The sequence below is a fragment of the Mycobacterium sp. NGS34 genome, assembly GCF_059812845.1.
Genome location: NZ_JCALDM010000006.1, coordinates 256,601 through 271,767, shown reverse-complemented (window position 1 = coordinate 271,767; position 15,167 = coordinate 256,601). Strand labels below are relative to the sequence as shown.

15 protein-coding genes are annotated in these 15,167 nt (G+C 64.9%); 9 read left to right on the top strand and 6 right to left on the bottom strand.

Annotated elements, in window-relative coordinates:
- Positions 1-3: 3 nt before the first annotated feature.
- Positions 4-180 carry a hypothetical protein gene (locus tag AC5Y7V_RS17440; RefSeq protein ID WP_499881273.1) on the bottom strand — a complete coding sequence of 59 codons (177 nt, stop codon included), beginning with the start codon at positions 178-180 and terminating at the stop codon, positions 4-6.
- Between the two features lie 213 nt (positions 181-393).
- Here AC5Y7V_RS17440 and AC5Y7V_RS17435 point away from each other — a divergent pair, with 213 nt between their 5' ends.
- Positions 394-1,431 carry an NAD(P)H-dependent amine dehydrogenase family protein gene (locus tag AC5Y7V_RS17435; protein ID WP_499881407.1) on the top strand — a complete coding sequence of 346 codons (1,038 nt, stop codon included), beginning with the start codon at positions 394-396 and terminating at the stop codon, positions 1,429-1,431.
- A 45-nt stretch (positions 1,432-1,476) separates the two neighbouring features.
- Here AC5Y7V_RS17435 and AC5Y7V_RS17430 read toward each other — a convergent pair whose 3' ends face one another.
- From AC5Y7V_RS17430 to AC5Y7V_RS17420, 3 genes are read right to left on the bottom strand one after another with little or no spacing between them, the layout of a single operon-like run.
- On the bottom strand, positions 1,477-1,926 hold the full coding sequence (locus AC5Y7V_RS17430; RefSeq protein WP_499881272.1) for a nuclear transport factor 2 family protein: 450 nt from the start codon (positions 1,924-1,926) through the stop codon (positions 1,477-1,479).
- Between the two features lie 23 nt (positions 1,927-1,949).
- Positions 1,950-3,014, bottom strand: coding sequence for an NAD(P)H-dependent amine dehydrogenase family protein (locus tag AC5Y7V_RS17425; RefSeq protein WP_499881271.1), 1,065 nt, complete (start codon positions 3,012-3,014; stop codon positions 1,950-1,952).
- Positions 3,015-3,027: 13 nt separating this feature from the next.
- The gene (locus AC5Y7V_RS17420) at positions 3,028-4,278 is read right to left on the bottom strand and encodes a cytochrome P450 (RefSeq protein ID WP_499881270.1); all 1,251 of its coding nucleotides are present in this window, start codon (positions 4,276-4,278) and stop codon (positions 3,028-3,030) included.
- Between the two features lie 131 nt (positions 4,279-4,409).
- Between AC5Y7V_RS17420 and AC5Y7V_RS17415 the strand changes: the two genes are divergently transcribed.
- Positions 4,410-5,468 (top strand): NAD(P)H-dependent amine dehydrogenase family protein, encoded by a 1,059-nt coding sequence (locus tag AC5Y7V_RS17415; RefSeq protein WP_499881406.1) that lies wholly within the window; start codon positions 4,410-4,412, stop codon positions 5,466-5,468.
- Here the strand turns inward: AC5Y7V_RS17415 and AC5Y7V_RS17410 are convergent.
- Positions 5,460-6,605, bottom strand: coding sequence for an ABC transporter substrate-binding protein (locus tag AC5Y7V_RS17410; RefSeq protein WP_499881269.1), 1,146 nt, complete (start codon positions 6,603-6,605; stop codon positions 5,460-5,462). The two genes, AC5Y7V_RS17415 and AC5Y7V_RS17410, sit on opposite strands and share 9 nt — an antisense overlap.
- 138 nt (positions 6,606-6,743) lie before the next feature.
- Here AC5Y7V_RS17410 and AC5Y7V_RS17405 point away from each other — a divergent pair, with 138 nt between their 5' ends.
- The 7 genes from AC5Y7V_RS17405 (at position 6,744) to AC5Y7V_RS17375 (ending at position 13,875) form a co-directional block, all read left to right on the top strand.
- Positions 6,744-7,868, top strand: a complete 1,125-nt coding sequence (locus AC5Y7V_RS17405) for an NAD(P)H-dependent amine dehydrogenase family protein (protein ID WP_499881268.1) — start codon at positions 6,744-6,746, stop codon at positions 7,866-7,868.
- Positions 7,869-7,924: 56 nt separating this feature from the next.
- Positions 7,925-8,557, top strand: coding sequence for a TetR/AcrR family transcriptional regulator (locus AC5Y7V_RS17400; RefSeq protein ID WP_499881267.1), 633 nt, complete (start codon positions 7,925-7,927; stop codon positions 8,555-8,557).
- Between the two features lie 120 nt (positions 8,558-8,677).
- Positions 8,678-9,958, top strand: coding sequence for an amidohydrolase family protein (locus AC5Y7V_RS17395; RefSeq protein ID WP_499881266.1), 1,281 nt, complete (start codon positions 8,678-8,680; stop codon positions 9,956-9,958).
- Entirely contained in the window at positions 9,951-10,745 is a 795-nt protein-coding gene (locus AC5Y7V_RS17390; RefSeq protein WP_499881265.1) for an SDR family oxidoreductase, read from the top strand. The genes AC5Y7V_RS17395 and AC5Y7V_RS17390 overlap by 8 nt, the downstream gene beginning before the upstream one ends.
- Positions 10,739-12,211 carry an aldehyde dehydrogenase family protein gene (locus AC5Y7V_RS17385; RefSeq protein ID WP_499881264.1) on the top strand — a complete coding sequence of 491 codons (1,473 nt, stop codon included), beginning with the start codon at positions 10,739-10,741 and terminating at the stop codon, positions 12,209-12,211. The genes AC5Y7V_RS17390 and AC5Y7V_RS17385 overlap by 7 nt, the downstream gene beginning before the upstream one ends.
- A 30-nt stretch (positions 12,212-12,241) precedes the next feature.
- A complete protein-coding gene (locus AC5Y7V_RS17380; protein WP_499881263.1) occupies positions 12,242-13,405 on the top strand; it encodes an NDMA-dependent alcohol dehydrogenase in 1,164 nt (387 codons plus the stop codon).
- Positions 13,406-13,551: 146 nt separating this feature from the next.
- Positions 13,552-13,875, top strand: coding sequence for a hypothetical protein (locus tag AC5Y7V_RS17375; RefSeq protein WP_499881262.1), 324 nt, complete (start codon positions 13,552-13,554; stop codon positions 13,873-13,875).
- A 23-nt stretch (positions 13,876-13,898) separates the two neighbouring features.
- Here AC5Y7V_RS17375 and mshC read toward each other — a convergent pair whose 3' ends face one another.
- On the bottom strand, positions 13,899-15,146 hold the full coding sequence (gene mshC / locus AC5Y7V_RS17370; protein ID WP_499881261.1) for a cysteine--1-D-myo-inosityl 2-amino-2-deoxy-alpha-D-glucopyranoside ligase: 1,248 nt from the start codon (positions 15,144-15,146) through the stop codon (positions 13,899-13,901).
- Between the last annotated feature and the right edge of the window lie 21 nt (positions 15,147-15,167).

The following is a 15,167-nucleotide window of genomic DNA, read 5'->3' as shown; positions in this document are numbered from 1 at the left end:
CCGTCAGCCCTTGGTCGTCCGGATGCCTTTGGGGTTCTCGGTCCACTGCGCCTGGTGGAGCCCCATGGTCATGGCGCCGTTCCAGCCGCCATCAGTCCACAGGGGTGGAGTAGCGGCCGACCGGCGCGACCGACTGATCGAGATCTCCTTGCCCTCGAAGTCGTGGAACGCCGGCATCATCGCGATCTCCGTAGGCCCGGGATCGATGCAGTTGACGCGGATGCCTGCCGGCGCGGGTTCGGGGTGAATGCGACCTTATAGGAATCGAGAATAAACGTTATCAATATGGAAGAGTGATGGTGCCGCTACGGTGCGAAGGGAGTCCAGAATTTGACCGTGCATTCCCGACGACTTCGAGTCATCCAGTGGGCCACCGGCGCTGTGGGCACTGAGATGATCAACACGATCCTCGACCATCGGCCCGATCTCGAACTGGTCGGGGCACGGGTGTATTCCGACTTCAAAGATGGAGTCGACGTCGGCACTCTGGCCGACCGAAGCCCGATCGGCGTCACCGCCACCACCGATGTTGCCAAAATTCTGGCGACGGACGCCGACATCGTGCTGTACGCACCATCTTTCACGAGCCTCGACGATGTGTGCGCGCTGCTGGAAAGCGGAAAGAATGTCGCGACGGTCTCGTTTCTGTTCCACCCCCGGCGCATCGGCGAAGCCGACCGCCGGCGGCTGCTGGCGGCATGCAGAAAGGGCAACAGCACGATCCACGCCAGCGGTCTCAATCCGGGCAACCTGTCCGGCGTGCTGCCGCTGGCCCTGTCCGGGATGAGCCGCACTATCGACCGGTTCACCCTGCAGGAGCGCGCCGACTGGTCGCTGTGGGAAAGCACCGGAATCACCTTCGACGGAATGTGGTTCGGGCGACCTCCCGAGGACATCACGCCGACCGCGAACGAGTTCCTAACCTTCAATACAGCCCTGTTCACCCAGCAGACCTGGTTCATCGCCGACACCCTGAACGCTGCGATCGACGATGTCACGGTCAGCGTCGACGCGGTGCCCGCGACGAAGGACTTCCAGATCTTCGATCATCAGGTGCGCGCGGGCACGACCGCCGGTCAGCGCTGGAACTTCGTTGGGCACCGGAACGGCGAGCCGCTCATCGAGTTCGAGACGCTGTGGACGGTCGGCGGCGAGTATCCCGCGCACTGGCCCAAACCGGATGATGGGTGGACCCTCACCCTCGAAGGGGACCCGTCGATGCGCGTCCACTTCTTGTGCCTGGCCAGCTTTTCGCGGCCGGCGTCGGTCGAGGAGCACGTGCGGGCCGGGCTTGTCGCCGTTGCGATGCAGGTCGTCAACGCCATACCCGCGATATGTTCCGCGCCCGCGGGTTTCGCCACGATGGCCGATCTGCCGCTGATCCGCAGCTATACGGGTTTTGGCGACGGGCCCATCGCCGTCACAGACTGACGGAGGTTGAGATGGCGAAGGCATAGCCGACGAGCTTGTCGACGCCTAGCCCAGCGGCGGCGTGACGTGTCCGCGCGCGTCGGTGACGACTACCCGTTCCATGATCAGCCAGCCCGCGCGGCCGTCACACACGTAGACGTCTTGATACCGGATGTACATCACGTCGTCATCGAGCCGGCCCGGCTCGAAGGAATTGAAATGGTGCGCAACGCAATACACTTCACCGATTGCTCGTTCGCCGTCCACTTGAAAAAGCCCCTGCCCGACCAGATGGAAGGTGCGTGGCCAGTAGCTGACGGCCTGAATCAGCTTGGCCAGTTCTTCGCGGCCGGTCAACGTCATTGGTCCGCGCCCGGGCGGGTGGGCGCGGAGCGTCGCGTCGGGGTGGAACACTGCGAGCAATGCGGACTGATCTCGCTGGTCGAGTGCCGCTGCATACCGGAATGACAGCGTCGCCAGGTCACCATCGGCAACGCCCAGCGATATAACCGTCATTTTCGATTCCGGTTCCGGGGCGGCTACGCCGTCGGCATGACGCCGCGCTCGGTCCAGTGGGCGACGAACGGGGCGATCGTCGAGAGGTCGTAAAGCCCCGGCTCAGCCGCAATCACGGCCGGGATGGCGTTGATGGCATGCATGGCGGTTGCCAGGCAACCCTGTTCGGCGTGATCCTCGTCGTGGGCGCCGATCACGAGATGGAAACTCATGTTGGGCTTGCCCTCGAAAGCCACCTGATAACCGATCTCCGTCGGCCAGTCGGGGGCCAGGTCGTCGGCCATCCTAGTGAGATGCTCTACCGCGAGCGTGGTCTCGCCGCAGTCGACCACCACACCGAAGCGCATGGCGCCCACGGTTCCCGCGGGTATCTCCCCGGCCGCCACCGTCAGCGCCCTCGGTGTCGTCGCGACCTCGCGAAACCCCTCGACGGATCGAATCTCGAGCCCGAGCGCCTGCGCCAGCACCGTCGCGCTGCCGATCCATGCGCTCGCGGCGTAGTCGGTGTTGGTCAGCAAGGGCGTCGTGTCGTCCGGTGCATGACCAAAACCCATCGCGTTGAAAATCAGGTCGTGGCTGGCGTAGGTCGAGTAGTTCAGCACCTCCCGCACACTAATGCGGCTGGTGCGCTCGGTCAGCCGGGACAGGATCGGCGCCAGTGACTCACCGACGAAGCCCGGGTACAGGCCCAGCCCGAGAAACGAGGAACCGCCCACACGACAAGCTTTTTCGATGCCGTCGGCCAGCGATTCGTGCAGCGAGCGAGGATGGATGAACCGGCTGCCGGTGGCCACCACGTTCTTGCCCGAAGCCAAAAGATCACAGACGTCGGCAAAGCAGCCGGGCGTATCGGTCTCCACCTTGCCCATGTAGAGCACCACATCGGCGTCGGTACCGATGACGGCGTCCCGATCGGCAGAAGTCAGCACCCCCGCTTTGGGAGCGCCGCACAGGGTGCCCGCGTCGACGCCGGTTTTGGCCGGGTCGTACACCCGCACGGCGACCAATTCCAGGTCCGGACGGCCCAACACGTGGCGCAACGACATCATCCCGGTCACCCCGGTCGCCCATTGGATCACGCGAGTCATATTCAGGCGAACCTCAATCCCATACCACGTCCAGCCGCGGCGGCGAACGGAACATCGTGCCGCTCACATAGGGCGGCGGGGCGTCGGGATCCAGCCGCAGTCCCGGAAGTTGGTCGAAGAGCGCGTTGAAGAACTTGGTGCTCTCCAACCGTGCCAAGTGCATTCCCAGGCACAGGTGCGCTCCGTGACCGAACCCGATGTGCGGCTTGCGTTCCCGGAAGATGTTGAAGGACTCGGCGTCCGCCCAGCGCGTCTCGTCGTGGTTGGCACTGCCGAGGTTCACCATCATGGTCGATCCTTTCGGGATGTCCAGCCCGAAGAATTCGGTGTCGGTGCTGACCTCCCGGATGAAATTCAGCAGGGGCGTCTCCCACCGGATGCCCTCCTCGATCGCCTGCGGCAACAGACTGCGGTCGGCGCGCACCGCGTCGAGCTGGTCGGTGTGGGTCAGCAAGGCCAGCGCGAGGCTGGCGGTCGATCGCGACGTGGTCTCCGCTCCGGCAGGCAGAAGATTGCGCATGAATCCGTAGATCTGCTCGTCGGACATTTTGACGCCGTCGATCTCGGCCTGCGACAGGATGGTCACCATGTCGTCCTTCGGCAACTTGCGTCGGTCGGCAAGCACGCCGACGAAGTACTCCTTCATCTCCGCCGACGCTTTCATGGCGGTCTCCATGTCGGCACGAAAGCCGAGCAGGTCGATCGCCAGCCGGTGAAACTCTCCGATGTCTGATTCCGGCAATCCGAGAAGCGCCGCGATGATGCGCACCGGAATCGGCATGAATACCGCGTCGACCAAGTCGGCACGCTTGTCGTCGCGGAACTTCGCGATCGTGCGATCCACCAGCGGCCCTACCAGTTCGGAGTCCCACCGTTTCATCGAGGACTTGGCGAAGGCGAACTCGTGCAATCGGCGGTAAGTGGCGTGCTCGGGCTCCTGCATCTCCAGGATGGTCGGTCCCTGTAGCGGCCGCACCATGTCTTCGTAGATTCGCGTGCTGAAGGTCAGATTGTCGGTGAAGACGGCTTTGACGGCGTCGAAGGAGTACGCCGTGAAGGTCTTCTTGCCCGCCGGCCCGTCCTCGGGGACGCCCATCTCCGGCCAGCCTGGGTGGACGGGCGCCTCCTTGCGCAGTTCGCGCAGCAACGGATAGGGGGTAGCGTCGCCGTCGGCGCCCATCCCGGCGTTGAACTTCTGCTGCGCCTCGCGGATGCGCTGCGCCCGGATCGTCTCGAAGTCGTCAGTAACCGCCGGCTCGACCACCTGCCACCTCGCGTACGCTCGATCAACCTACATGCTGTCGGTTGCAAACGTACATCATGTACGTTGAACGAACCAGAACCCCGCGAAATCGCGAAAGCGCAACCTGGAGCATTCGATTGGTCATTCGAGTCGTGCAATGGGCCACCGGCGCCGTCGGTCGCGCCGCCCTGCAGGAACTTATTGAGAATCCCCATTATCAGCTGGTGGGCGTGCTGGTGTACGACCCGGCGAAGGCCGGCCTCGACGCGGGCGCATTGTGCGGGCTGCCGCCGACAACGGGCGTAATCGCCACGGCGGACAAGGACGAGATCATCGCGCTGGGCGCCGATGTAGTCGTGCACGCGGCCAGCAAGGCCCACGCGATCGAGACGAACGCCGAGGACATCTGCCGGCTACTCGCGGCGGGCAGCACCGTCATCACCACGACGTCGTACAACCACCTACCCACCTACGGGGCCGAAACCGAATCGGCATTCCGCAGCGCCTGCCGGCAGGGCGGGTCACGGTTCCACGCCGCGGGCGAGAACCCTGGTTTCATGTTCGAGCGCCTGGTCGCCACGGTGACGGGGCTGAGCAAGACCATCGACCGGATCGACCTCTATGAAGCCACCGACGTGTCGGCCGTCGACAGCCGGCCGATGCTCGTCGACCTCATGGGCATGGGGAGGCCGCCCGAAGACGTCACTGTCGACTCTCCGATCATCAAAAAGCTCGACATGGCCTACCGCCAGGCGCTCAACGCCACGGCAGACGTCCTGGGGATCAGCCTGTCGCACATCGACGTGACCGTCGATGCGACCACGCTGCACCATGACATCGAGGTCCTCGCGGGTACGATCGAGGCGGGAACGGTTGTCGGGCAGCGGTTCTCGTGGACCGGTCACTGGTCGGGGCGCCCGCTGCTGGCCATCCACGAGGAGTGGGTACTCACCCGCGACCTTCCCCAGTGGAACATGGCACCGCTGGCGCCCGGAGAGAAGGCGCCGCTCATCCGCGCGGTCATCAAAGGTCAGCCGAACTTCGAACTGCAGCTCGACGTCGGATCCGATGCTTCAGCGCCGGCGGGCCAGCACGCCATCCCGGGTCACCTGATGATCGCGATGGGCGCGGTTCGCGCCATCCCCTACGTGCTTGCCCAACCGCCCGGCATCGTGACCGCGCCGGTGTTCGGCGCGATCCAACTAGCGTGAGCTGAGAGCGACCGCGCGCGCGATGTGGTCGCTGGGCGCCGCATGGAACACGTGTGCGCTGCCGTCAGCCAGCACCCGTCGGGCCACGAGATAGTCCGAACCCATCCAGCCCTGCCGGATGAACCGGCCGAACCGCAAAAACGTTCCCGGGGCGCCGCTGGCCGATGGGACGAGCTTCACCTGCTCCATCCCGTTCTTCACGCCCTCTCCGGTCAGCGGGCGCGCCGCGGCGATGGCGCGCACGATCACGGTGGCCGCGTCGTGTGACAAGCCGGGCATCGAATGTCCGGGCCGGCGTCCGTATCGTTCCTCGAACCGGTCGAGGAACGCCTGCCCGACGGTATTGCGCTCGTCGTAGCTGTCCAGACCGATCCAGCCGGACAGGTGGCGCATCCACTCCGCGTTGATGTGGGCCATTTCGAAGGCGGTCGTCGTATAGCGCGGCGGATCCCAGCCCGTAGCCAGGAGCGCATCCGTGAAGCCCCACAGGCCGTGCCCGAACCCGACATGCACCAGAGCGTCGGGCTCCGACGCGCGCAGCGCTGCCACCGCTTCCGTCTTGTCGGCCTCCACCTGCGGAATCGCCACGGTGGCAACGACATTCAGGCCGGCTGCGTCGTATGCTTTGTGAGCGAAGGCGAGGTACTCCTTGCCGATCAGCGACGACTCGTAGGCAATGGCGATCCGCGACCGGCCGTCGCCGATCATCACCGCGGCCAGCATCACCGGCTCCTCGGCCATCGAGCCGTTGTTCAGCGCGAAGCACCACTCGCCGAGCGCACCCTCCGAACCTGAGAGGGTGACGATCGGGACCCGCGCGGTGGCCTCGACGTGCGGACGCAGCGGCACCACGTTGTCCGACACCCACGGCCCGTAGATCGCCAGACAACCCTCCGCCACAAGCTCGTCGAAGGCCCGCTCGACCGCGAGGTAGGTTCCGTTGGGCAGGCCGACCACGTTGCGGGTGACGAGTTCGATCGGCCGGTCGATGAGCCCCGAGGATAGGGCTTCATCCATCACCAGCCGCAGCGCATCCATGCTGTCGTTGTCGGTGTCGCCGGTGGTCGGATAATCGTTGAGCAAGCCAACTTTCAACGGAGCGACCGAACCGTATGCGCGAACCTCGTCGTCTGCCATAGCGGCAACATACAGGATGAAGGTTGTTCCACCGGCCACGGATCTCGGCCCCCGGATCGGAAATTGCAATTTACGGAAGCTGAATATTGGCCTTCTTGCGGTGTACTTTGCGAGTGGGAACCGCACGAAGGAGATGACATGACGCTCGCATCACCGCTGGAATCGCGCGCGCCCACGGCCGAGAGAAGGTATCGCGTCATCCAATGGGGCATGGGGAATGTCGGGACGTTGGCGCTGCGGCACTTCGCACACAACCCGCTCTATGAAGTGGTCGGAGTGCTCTGTAATCGCCCAGAGAAGGTCGGCAGGGACGCCGGCGAACTGGTTGGGGTGGCGCCGATCGGCGTGCTCGCAACCACCGACAAGGCGGCCCTGGAGGCCCTCGACGCCGATTGCGTTTTCTACGCGCCACTCTGGTCGGATGTCGACGAGATCTGCCGGCTGCTGCGCGGCGGTAAGAGCGTCGTCGCCTCGGGTGGCGCGTGGTGGCATCGGACCGAGACCAACAGCGCGGACATCGACAAGATCGAAGCGGCGTGCCAAGAGGGCGGTACTTCGTTTCATGGAGGTGGCATCCACCCCGGCTATGCGGCGGACCTGCTTGTCCTGACGCTGGCCCGGATCGTCGGCAAGACCGACCACATCCACATCTACGAGGCGGTGAACTTCAACAGGGACACCCTGAAGTATCTGGACGAAATGGGTTTCGGGAAAACCCCGTCCGAGTTCGCGAAGGGAAATCTCTTCCAGGATGCGTGGTCGTTGTTCGCGCAGTCGCTGACGATGGTCGTCGAAGGACTGGGCAAAACGGTGGAAAAGTTCACGACCGACGTGGAGTTGGGCACGGCCACCCGCGATATTCCCTATGAGGGGACTCCGGACATGGACATGCCGGACCTTAAAGGTGTGATCAAGGAGGGCACCGTCGCGTCCCAACATCACCTCTGGACGGCGTGGGTGGACGGCCGGCCATTCATCACGTTGCACGAGCTGTACTCGTTCACCGACCACGACGCCATCGAACCGAAGCCGGATTGGGAGCCGTACTACCACTACCGCGTGGTGATCGAGGGCGACCCGGGAACCGAGCTGATTTTGCGGGGCAACCAGGAAGCCCGAGAGCACGCGAAGCCCGGCTACGTCGGCTACGCCTGGACCGCGATGGAACCCGTGAACTCGATCCCCGCCATCTGCGACGCCCCGCCGGGTTTCAAGTCCCACGCCGAACTCGGCCTGATGACCGTTCGCGGGATCGTGCGCTGAGGAAACAACCGGCGGGCCACTCAACATTCAAACTGAATGTTGCTACGATCGCCGGCATGGCGAAGCGCGGTGGGGCGGATGACGAGCGGAGGGCCCGAGGGGAGCAGACTCGGCTGGACCTCATCGACGCGGGTCGCGAACTCTTCGTGGAATACGGATTTTTCAACACGAGCATCAGCGACATCGTGACCCAGTCGGGCGTCGGGACCCGGGGCGCGTTCTACCACCACTTCAAGGACAAGGCCGAGCTGTTTCGCGCCGTGTTCGAAGACGTCGAGAACGACCTCACGCTTCGGTCCATTGCTGCTCCCCCGCCGGGAGCGGACCCCTGGGAGCGGCTCACGAGGGGTCTGCACGGGTTCCTCGAAGCGGCACAGGAGCCCGCAGTGCAGCGGGTGATACTCGTCGACGGACCGGTGGTGCTGGGCTGGCAAACCCTGCGCGAAATCCAGGAGGGCAACAGCATCGCCCTCATCAACGACGTGGTCCGCGAGGCGATTGCTGAAGGAATCATTGACGATCAGCCCGTCGGGGAGCTGACGCACATGATCGTCGCCGCGCTCGAGGAGGCCTCGCTACTGGTGGCGCACGCCGCAAACCCCGGCAGGGCGCGCCGACGGGCCGCCAAAGTCCTCGACCGTCTCCTGCTCTCATTTGCCGTCGAGCCCCAAAAAGTCCTGCGGCGGTGATCGGTGCGGTTACTGCGTGCGGACCCTCGCCGCCATCGCGGAAATGCATATTTCCATAAATCGAAATAGTGCCTCCACTTTCCTGATAATCTCGTTTTCAACCTCTGCCCAAGGAGACCCATGCAGCCCGAAGACATGATCCTGGTGAGCGTCGACGACCACCTGGTCGAGCCCCCGAACCTGTTCGAGGGCAGGGTCCCAGGCAAGTACGCCGACCAGACGCCGCGAATCATCCGTCAACCCGACGGGTCGGAGGTCTGGACATTCAACGGTGCGATCATTCCCAACATCGGCCTCAACGCGGTGGCGGGGCGCCCGCGCGAGGAGTACGGCATCGAGCCCACCGCATTCGACGAGATGCGACCCGGGTGCTACGACATCCACGAGCGGATCAAGGACATGGACGCGGGCGGCGTGCTCGGGTCGATGTGCTTCCCATCCTTCCCCGGCTTCGCCGGCCGGCTGTTCGCGACCCACCCCGACAAGGACCTCGCGCTCGCCGTCACGCAGGCGTACAACGACTGGCACATCGACGACTGGTGCGGCTCCTATCCGGGACGCTTCCTACCGATGGGACTGCCCGTGCTCTGGGATCCGGAGCTGTGCGCCAAGGAGATCCGTCGTAACGCCGACAAAGGCTGCCACTCCGTGACTTTCACCGAAAACCCCGCCACGCTCGGATTCCCGAGCTTCCACGACGAGTATTGGGACCCGATGTGGCGGGCGCTGTCGGACACCAACACGGTGCTCTCGGTCCACTTGGGGTCCTCGGGCAAGATCACGATGACCGCCGACAACGCCCCCATCGACGTCATGATCACGCTGCAGCCGATGAATGTGTGCTCGGCGGCCGCCGACCTGCTCTGGTCGCGCGTCATCAAGAAGTTCCCCGACGTCCGGTTCGCACTGTCCGAGGGCGGCACGGGATGGATCCCCTATTTCATCGACCGGCTGGACCGCACCTACGAGATGCATCACCTGTGGACCGGCCAGGACTTCGGCGGCAGGCTGCCCAGCGAAATCTTCCGGGAACGCTTTCTTACCTGTTTCATCGCCGATCCGATCGGAATCAAGCTCCGCCACGACATCGGTATCGACAACATCGCCTGGGAGTGCGACTACCCGCACTCCGATTCGTCGTGGCCTTTGGCGGCCGAGGAACTCGCCCTCGTCATGGCCGGGCTGCCCGACGACGAAGTCAACAAGATCACCTACGAGAATGCGTGCCGGTGGTATTCGTTCGACCCGTTCGAACACCGCACGCGCGCGCAGTGCACGGTGGGCGCCCTGCGCGCCGAGGCGGGTGACCACGACGTCGAGATCCGCAGCTTCGACCACGCCCGGTTCGAACGCACCATCGGCGCAACCCTCGGCTCCGTGAGCGCGAAGCTCGATGTCTGAGAACGAACAACGCCCGTTGCGAGTCGCGGTCGTGGGCGCCTCCTCGGGTCTGGGCCGGTGCATCGGAATCGGGCTCGCACAGCGGGGCGCGCACGTCGCGCTGTTGGCGCGTCGATACGACAGGCTGGTCGAAGCGGCCAAGGAAGCGGGCAACGGTGCGGTGGCCGTCGCCTGCGACGTCACCGTGACCGACAGTTGCCAGGAAGCGATCTCCGAGGCGGTCGGCGCGCTGGGCGGTCTTGATGCCCTGGTGTACACGACCGGCATGGGCGTGCTCGCGCCGCTGCACGATGTGACCGCAGAACAATGGGCGCAGCTGTTCGCCACCAATGTCACCGGTGCTTCGCTCGTCACGGCCGCCGCGGCGCCACACCTGGCGACGACGGCGGGCTCGGCCGTGTACCTGTCGTCGCTGAGTGCGTCGTACACGACTCCGTGGCCACTGCTAGGGGCTTACGCGGTGACCAAAGGCGCACTGGACAAACTCGTCGAGGCCTGGCGCGCCGAGCATCCGGAGATCGGCTTCACCCGCCTCGCTGTGGGCGACAGCCTCGGCGGCAGCGGCGACGCGCAGACCGAGTTCAACAAGAGCTGGGATCCCGACGCGTTGGAGACGGCCATCCGGTTCTGGATGGATAACAAGTACATGCTTGGCGGGTTGGTTGACGCCGAGCATCTGACCGATGTCGTCAATTCCGTGATCCGTTGCGGGAACAGCAGTTTCATCCCTTACCTGACCTTGGCGCCGCGCACCTCCGACGCAGTGAAGGAACTTCGCAAATGGTGAACCACGAACCGCGAATGCTGATCGATGGCAAGCTCGTCGAATCCGAGACCGGGCGACAATTCGAAAACATCAACCCCGCGACCGAGGAAACCCTGGGCACCACCAGCGACGGAACCCGCGCAGACATGGGACGCGCCATCGCCGCGGCGCGGCGCGCGTTCGACGACACCGATTGGCCGCGGGACGGCGACGCCCGAGCCGCCGGACTGCGCCAGCTGCAGGCGGCGCTGGAAGCGGAACGTGAGGACCTGCGGAGCGAACTCGTCGCCGAGGTCGGCTGTCCCGTGTTGTCCACCTACGGACCGCAGCTCGACGTGCCCCTCAAGGAGGCCCTCTCCTGGCCTGCCGACATGATCCGCGAATTCGCATGGAAGCGTTCGCTTCCCGACAAGGACGCGTTCGGCATGGGCAGCCTGACTACCCGCGAAGTGTGGAAAGAGCCGATCGGCGTCGTCGGCGTCATCACCCCGTGGAACTTCCCCTTCGAGATCATCCTCAATAAGATCGGCCCAATCCTCGCAATGGGCAACACGTGCGTGCTCAAGCCCGCTCCGGACACACCCTGGAACGCCACCAGGATCGGCCGAATCATCGCCGAGCAGACGGATATCCCGCCCGGCGTCGTCAACATTGTGCCATCGTCTGATCATCTTGTCGGCGAGGTGATTTCGACGTCTCCGCTCGTCGATATGGTGGCGTTTACCGGTTCGACGGCCGTCGGCCGACGCATCATGGCTGACGCCGCCCAGAGTCTCAAACCCACCTTTCTCGAGCTGGGCGGCAAGTCTGTGTACCTGATCCTCGACGAGGACGGTGACATCAGCGGGCCGGTCGGCGGCAGCGCCTTCATCTGCATGCACGCCGGGCAGGGTTGTGCCATGCCGACCCGCCTGCTGGTCCCCAATTCGCGCTACGACGAGGCAGTCGAGATGGTCACGGCGGCAATGGAAAAAAATAAATACGGCGACCCCACCGATCCCTCGGTGCTGCAGGGCCCGTTGATTTCCAAGAAGCAGCAAGATCGGGTGCTCGGCTACATCGAAAAGGGCAAGCAGGAAGGCGCCCGACTGGTCACCGGCGGCAACGTGCCCAAGCATCTGCCGAAAGGCTATTTCGTCGAGCCGACTGTGTTCGCGAATGTCGACAACAAGATGACCATCGCCCAGGAGGAGATCTTCGGTCCTGTGCTGTCGGTCATCGGGTTCGACGGCGACGACGATGCGGTGCGGATCGCCAACGATTCGATCTATGGCCTGTCTGGCGTCGTGTTCGCCAATGACCTCGACCGCGCCAAGTCCGTGGCGAGCCGGATCAGGACCGGCACCCTCGGCATCAACGGCGGTCTGTGGTACGGCGCCGACGCACCGTTCGGGGGCTACAAGCAGTCCGGCGTCGGCCGTCAGTGCGGCGTCGAGGGACTTGAGATGTTCACCGAGACAAAGACGGTCGGCTGGCCGGCTTCCTGACCCCCCAACTCCCCCAACGAAAGAGTGACAATGAAGTCCAAAGCAGCGGTGTTGCGCGGCGTCGGTGTCGATTGGGAAGTCACCGAAGTCGAGCTCGATCCACCGCACGCGGGTGAAGTCTTGGTCAAGATGGCCTACGCGGGAATTTGCCACTCGGACGAGCACTTCTACACCGGCGACAGTGTGCCGACCCCGGAGATGGAAGAAATGATGCGGGCCTCCGGCCTTCCGGTGCCCGAATGGTTTCCCATGCTCGGCGGCCACGAGGGCTCCGGCGTCGTCGAAGCGGTCGGTCCCGAGGTGAAAACACTCAAACCCGGTGACCACGTGGCGATCTCGTTCCTGCCTGCCTGCGGCAGCTGCCGATGGTGCGCCACCGGGCACACGTACCTGTGCGACGTGGGCTCTGACATTTACAGCAAGGCAATGACCACCGACGGCACCCGGCGTCGCCACCTCGGCGACGAGGATTTGATGGCGATGATGCAGGTCGGCACGTTTTCCGAGTACGTGGTGGCGTCCGAGCGTTCGCTGGTGAAAGTGAACGACTGGATCCCCCTGGAGGCCGCCTCCCTGGTGTCCTGTGGTGTGACAACGGGATTCGGGTCGGGATCCGTCGCGGCAGGCACGGGAGCGGGTGACACCGTCGTTGTGATTGGCGTCGGCGGGATCGGCATGAATGCGGTGCAGGGCGCGAAGGTCGCGGGCGCCAAGCACATCGTCGCTGTGGACCCCAACGAGTTCAAACGTGAGATTGCGCCGACGTTCGGCGCCACCCACACCGCTGTCGACGCCGGTGCAGCAGTGGAACTGGTCAAGGAGATCACGTGGGGAGTCATGGCCGATCGCGTCGTTCTCACTCCCGGGGTGGTGCCCGCAGACCTGATCTTTACGGCGATGATGTTGTTGCGCAAGGGCGGAACCTGTGTGCTGACCGGGATGGCCAAGATCACCGACATGATGGTCCCGATGATGCTCGGCGACATGGTCAACTCCTGCAAGACCTTCAAAGGGGCGCTCTATGGTGAGATGAACCCGCGCGAAGCCATGCCGAAACTACTGTCGATGTACGAGGCGGGCCTGATCAAGCTCGACGAGCTGGTAACCCAGAAGTACAAGCTGGACGACATCAACGAAGCCATGAAAGACCTCCGCGCCGGCAAGAACATCCGCGGCGTCATCGCCTTCGAGTAATTGCTCCGGCGGCTCGCGGCGACGGCGCCCCCAGCAAGGAATCTGCTCAGCGTCGCGGCACCACCTAGCGAAGAGGGATTGGACGCGATGAGCATGCCTGACGGGCCTAGCGCAGGCTCGTTTCGCCTGGATCCGGCTGCCATCGTATGGACACTCGTCCGCGAACTAGTAGCAGGGCACGCCGCATTGCCGAGATCGAAGAAAGGCTCGCGGTTGGACAAGCCGAGGCCGCCAGCGACGTCGACGACATGCTGAGTCTTTCCTTTGGCCTCAAGAACGATTCTGACCTGGCCATGTTGAAGGCACTCTGGTATCAGAGAACAGTCCCAAAACTCATTGCGCAACTGGGTTTCGCCCTGGAGGTTCACGAAGCGTCCGGCGATGGCGTGGCTACGATCGACGATCCCATCGATGCAGCCCGCGGGCAAAACACCGGCTCCGGTTCGTCCGAACGCGACTTCGTGGGCTGATAAAACCTGCGCCGCAACGATTCCTACAGCTGCACTCCCAGCAGCGCATCGACCGCGGTCGCCACCAGCTGCGGCGCCCCGGCGTCGTGGCCGCCGTACTCGAGCGCGTCGGTCGACCAACCATCCAGCGCGGCAAGGGCTTTCGGCGTGTCCAGGTCGTCGGTAAGATATTGGCGCACCCGGGCGACGACGTCGGTGGCGTCCGGGCCGGCGGGCAGCGCGGCCGCCTCCCGCCAGCGCCGCAGCCGCTCGGTCGCCTCGTCGAGCACCTGGGGGCTCCAGGACCGGTCCGCACGGTAGTGCCCGGCCAGCAGCCCCAGCCGGATCGCCGCCGGCTCAACACCCTGCGCGCGCAACTCCGACACCAAAACCAGGTTGCCGCGGCTCTTGGACATCTTGTGCCCGTCCCAGCCGATCATCCCGGCGTGCACGTAGTGGCGGGCGAACCGCCGCTCCCCGCGCACGCATTCGGCGTGGGCGGCGGTGAATTCGTGGTGCGGGAAGATCAGGTCGCTGCCGCCGCCCTGGATGTCCACGGGGCTGCCGATGCGGCTGAGCGCGATCGCCGCGCACTCGACGTGCCAGCCGGGCCGGCCGTCGCCGAACGGGGAAGGCCAGCTGGGCTCGCCGGGCCGCGCCGCGCGCCACAACAGGGCGTCGAGCTCGTCGGTCTTACCGGGGCGGCCCGGGTCGCCGCCGCGCTCGGCGAACAGCGCCAGCATGGTGTCGCGGTCATACCCGGACTCGTAGCCGAACTGGACTGTGGCGTCCGCCCGGTAGTAGACGTCCGGATATTCGCCCTCCAGGACGTACGCCGCGCCCGACGCCAGCATCTTCTCGACGAGTTCGACGACCTCGGCGATCGCCTCCGTCGCGCCGACGTACTCCCGCGGCGGCAGGATGCGCAGCGCCGTCATGTCCGCGCGGAACAGGGCGACCTCCCGGTCGCCCAGCTCGCGCCAGCCGATGCCGTCGCGCTCGGCGCGCTCGAGGAGGGGGTCGTCGATGTCCGTGACGTTCTGCACGTAGTGCACGTCGTGGCCGAGGTCCAGCCACTGCCGGTGGACCAGGTCGAACGCCAGGTAGGTGGCCGCGTGACCCAGGTGCGTCGCGTCGTAGGGCGTGATGCCGCAGACGTACATGGTGGCCTTCGAACCAGGTTGGGAGCCCGCCGCCACCGGACGCACCTGCCGGTCGGAGGTGTCGTACAGCCGCAGCTCCGGGCCGCGCCCGGGCACCACCGGGACCTGTGCGGAAGACCACGTCTGCATAACGTCGACTCTAAACGCGCA

Bases quoted from the DNA above. Each gene is read 5' to 3' on its own strand.
- AC5Y7V_RS17385 (WP_499881264.1), top strand. From the start codon at position 10,739: ATGGTGAACCACGAACCGCGAATGCTGATCGATGGCAAGCTCGTCGAA.
- AC5Y7V_RS17395 (WP_499881266.1), top strand. From the start codon at position 8,678: ATGCAGCCCGAAGACATGATCCTGGTGAGCGTCGACGACCACCTGGTC.
- mshC (WP_499881261.1), bottom strand. From the start codon at position 15,146: ATGCAGACGTGGTCTTCCGCACAGGTCCCGGTGGTGCCCGGGCGCGGC.
- AC5Y7V_RS17430 (WP_499881272.1), bottom strand. From the start codon at position 1,926: ATGACGGTTATATCGCTGGGCGTTGCCGATGGTGACCTGGCGACGCTG.
- AC5Y7V_RS17435 (WP_499881407.1), top strand. From the start codon at position 394: ATGATCAACACGATCCTCGACCATCGGCCCGATCTCGAACTGGTCGGG.
- AC5Y7V_RS17440 (WP_499881273.1), bottom strand. From the start codon at position 180: ATGATGCCGGCGTTCCACGACTTCGAGGGCAAGGAGATCTCGATCAGT.
- AC5Y7V_RS17405 (WP_499881268.1), top strand. From the start codon at position 6,744: ATGACGCTCGCATCACCGCTGGAATCGCGCGCGCCCACGGCCGAGAGA.
- AC5Y7V_RS17425 (WP_499881271.1), bottom strand. From the start codon at position 3,014: ATGACTCGCGTGATCCAATGGGCGACCGGGGTGACCGGGATGATGTCG.
- AC5Y7V_RS17410 (WP_499881269.1), bottom strand. From the start codon at position 6,605: ATGGCAGACGACGAGGTTCGCGCATACGGTTCGGTCGCTCCGTTGAAA.
- AC5Y7V_RS17380 (WP_499881263.1), top strand. From the start codon at position 12,242: ATGAAGTCCAAAGCAGCGGTGTTGCGCGGCGTCGGTGTCGATTGGGAA.
- AC5Y7V_RS17375 (WP_499881262.1), top strand. From the start codon at position 13,552: ATGGACACTCGTCCGCGAACTAGTAGCAGGGCACGCCGCATTGCCGAG.
- AC5Y7V_RS17390 (WP_499881265.1), top strand. From the start codon at position 9,951: ATGTCTGAGAACGAACAACGCCCGTTGCGAGTCGCGGTCGTGGGCGCC.
- AC5Y7V_RS17400 (WP_499881267.1), top strand. From the start codon at position 7,925: ATGGCGAAGCGCGGTGGGGCGGATGACGAGCGGAGGGCCCGAGGGGAG.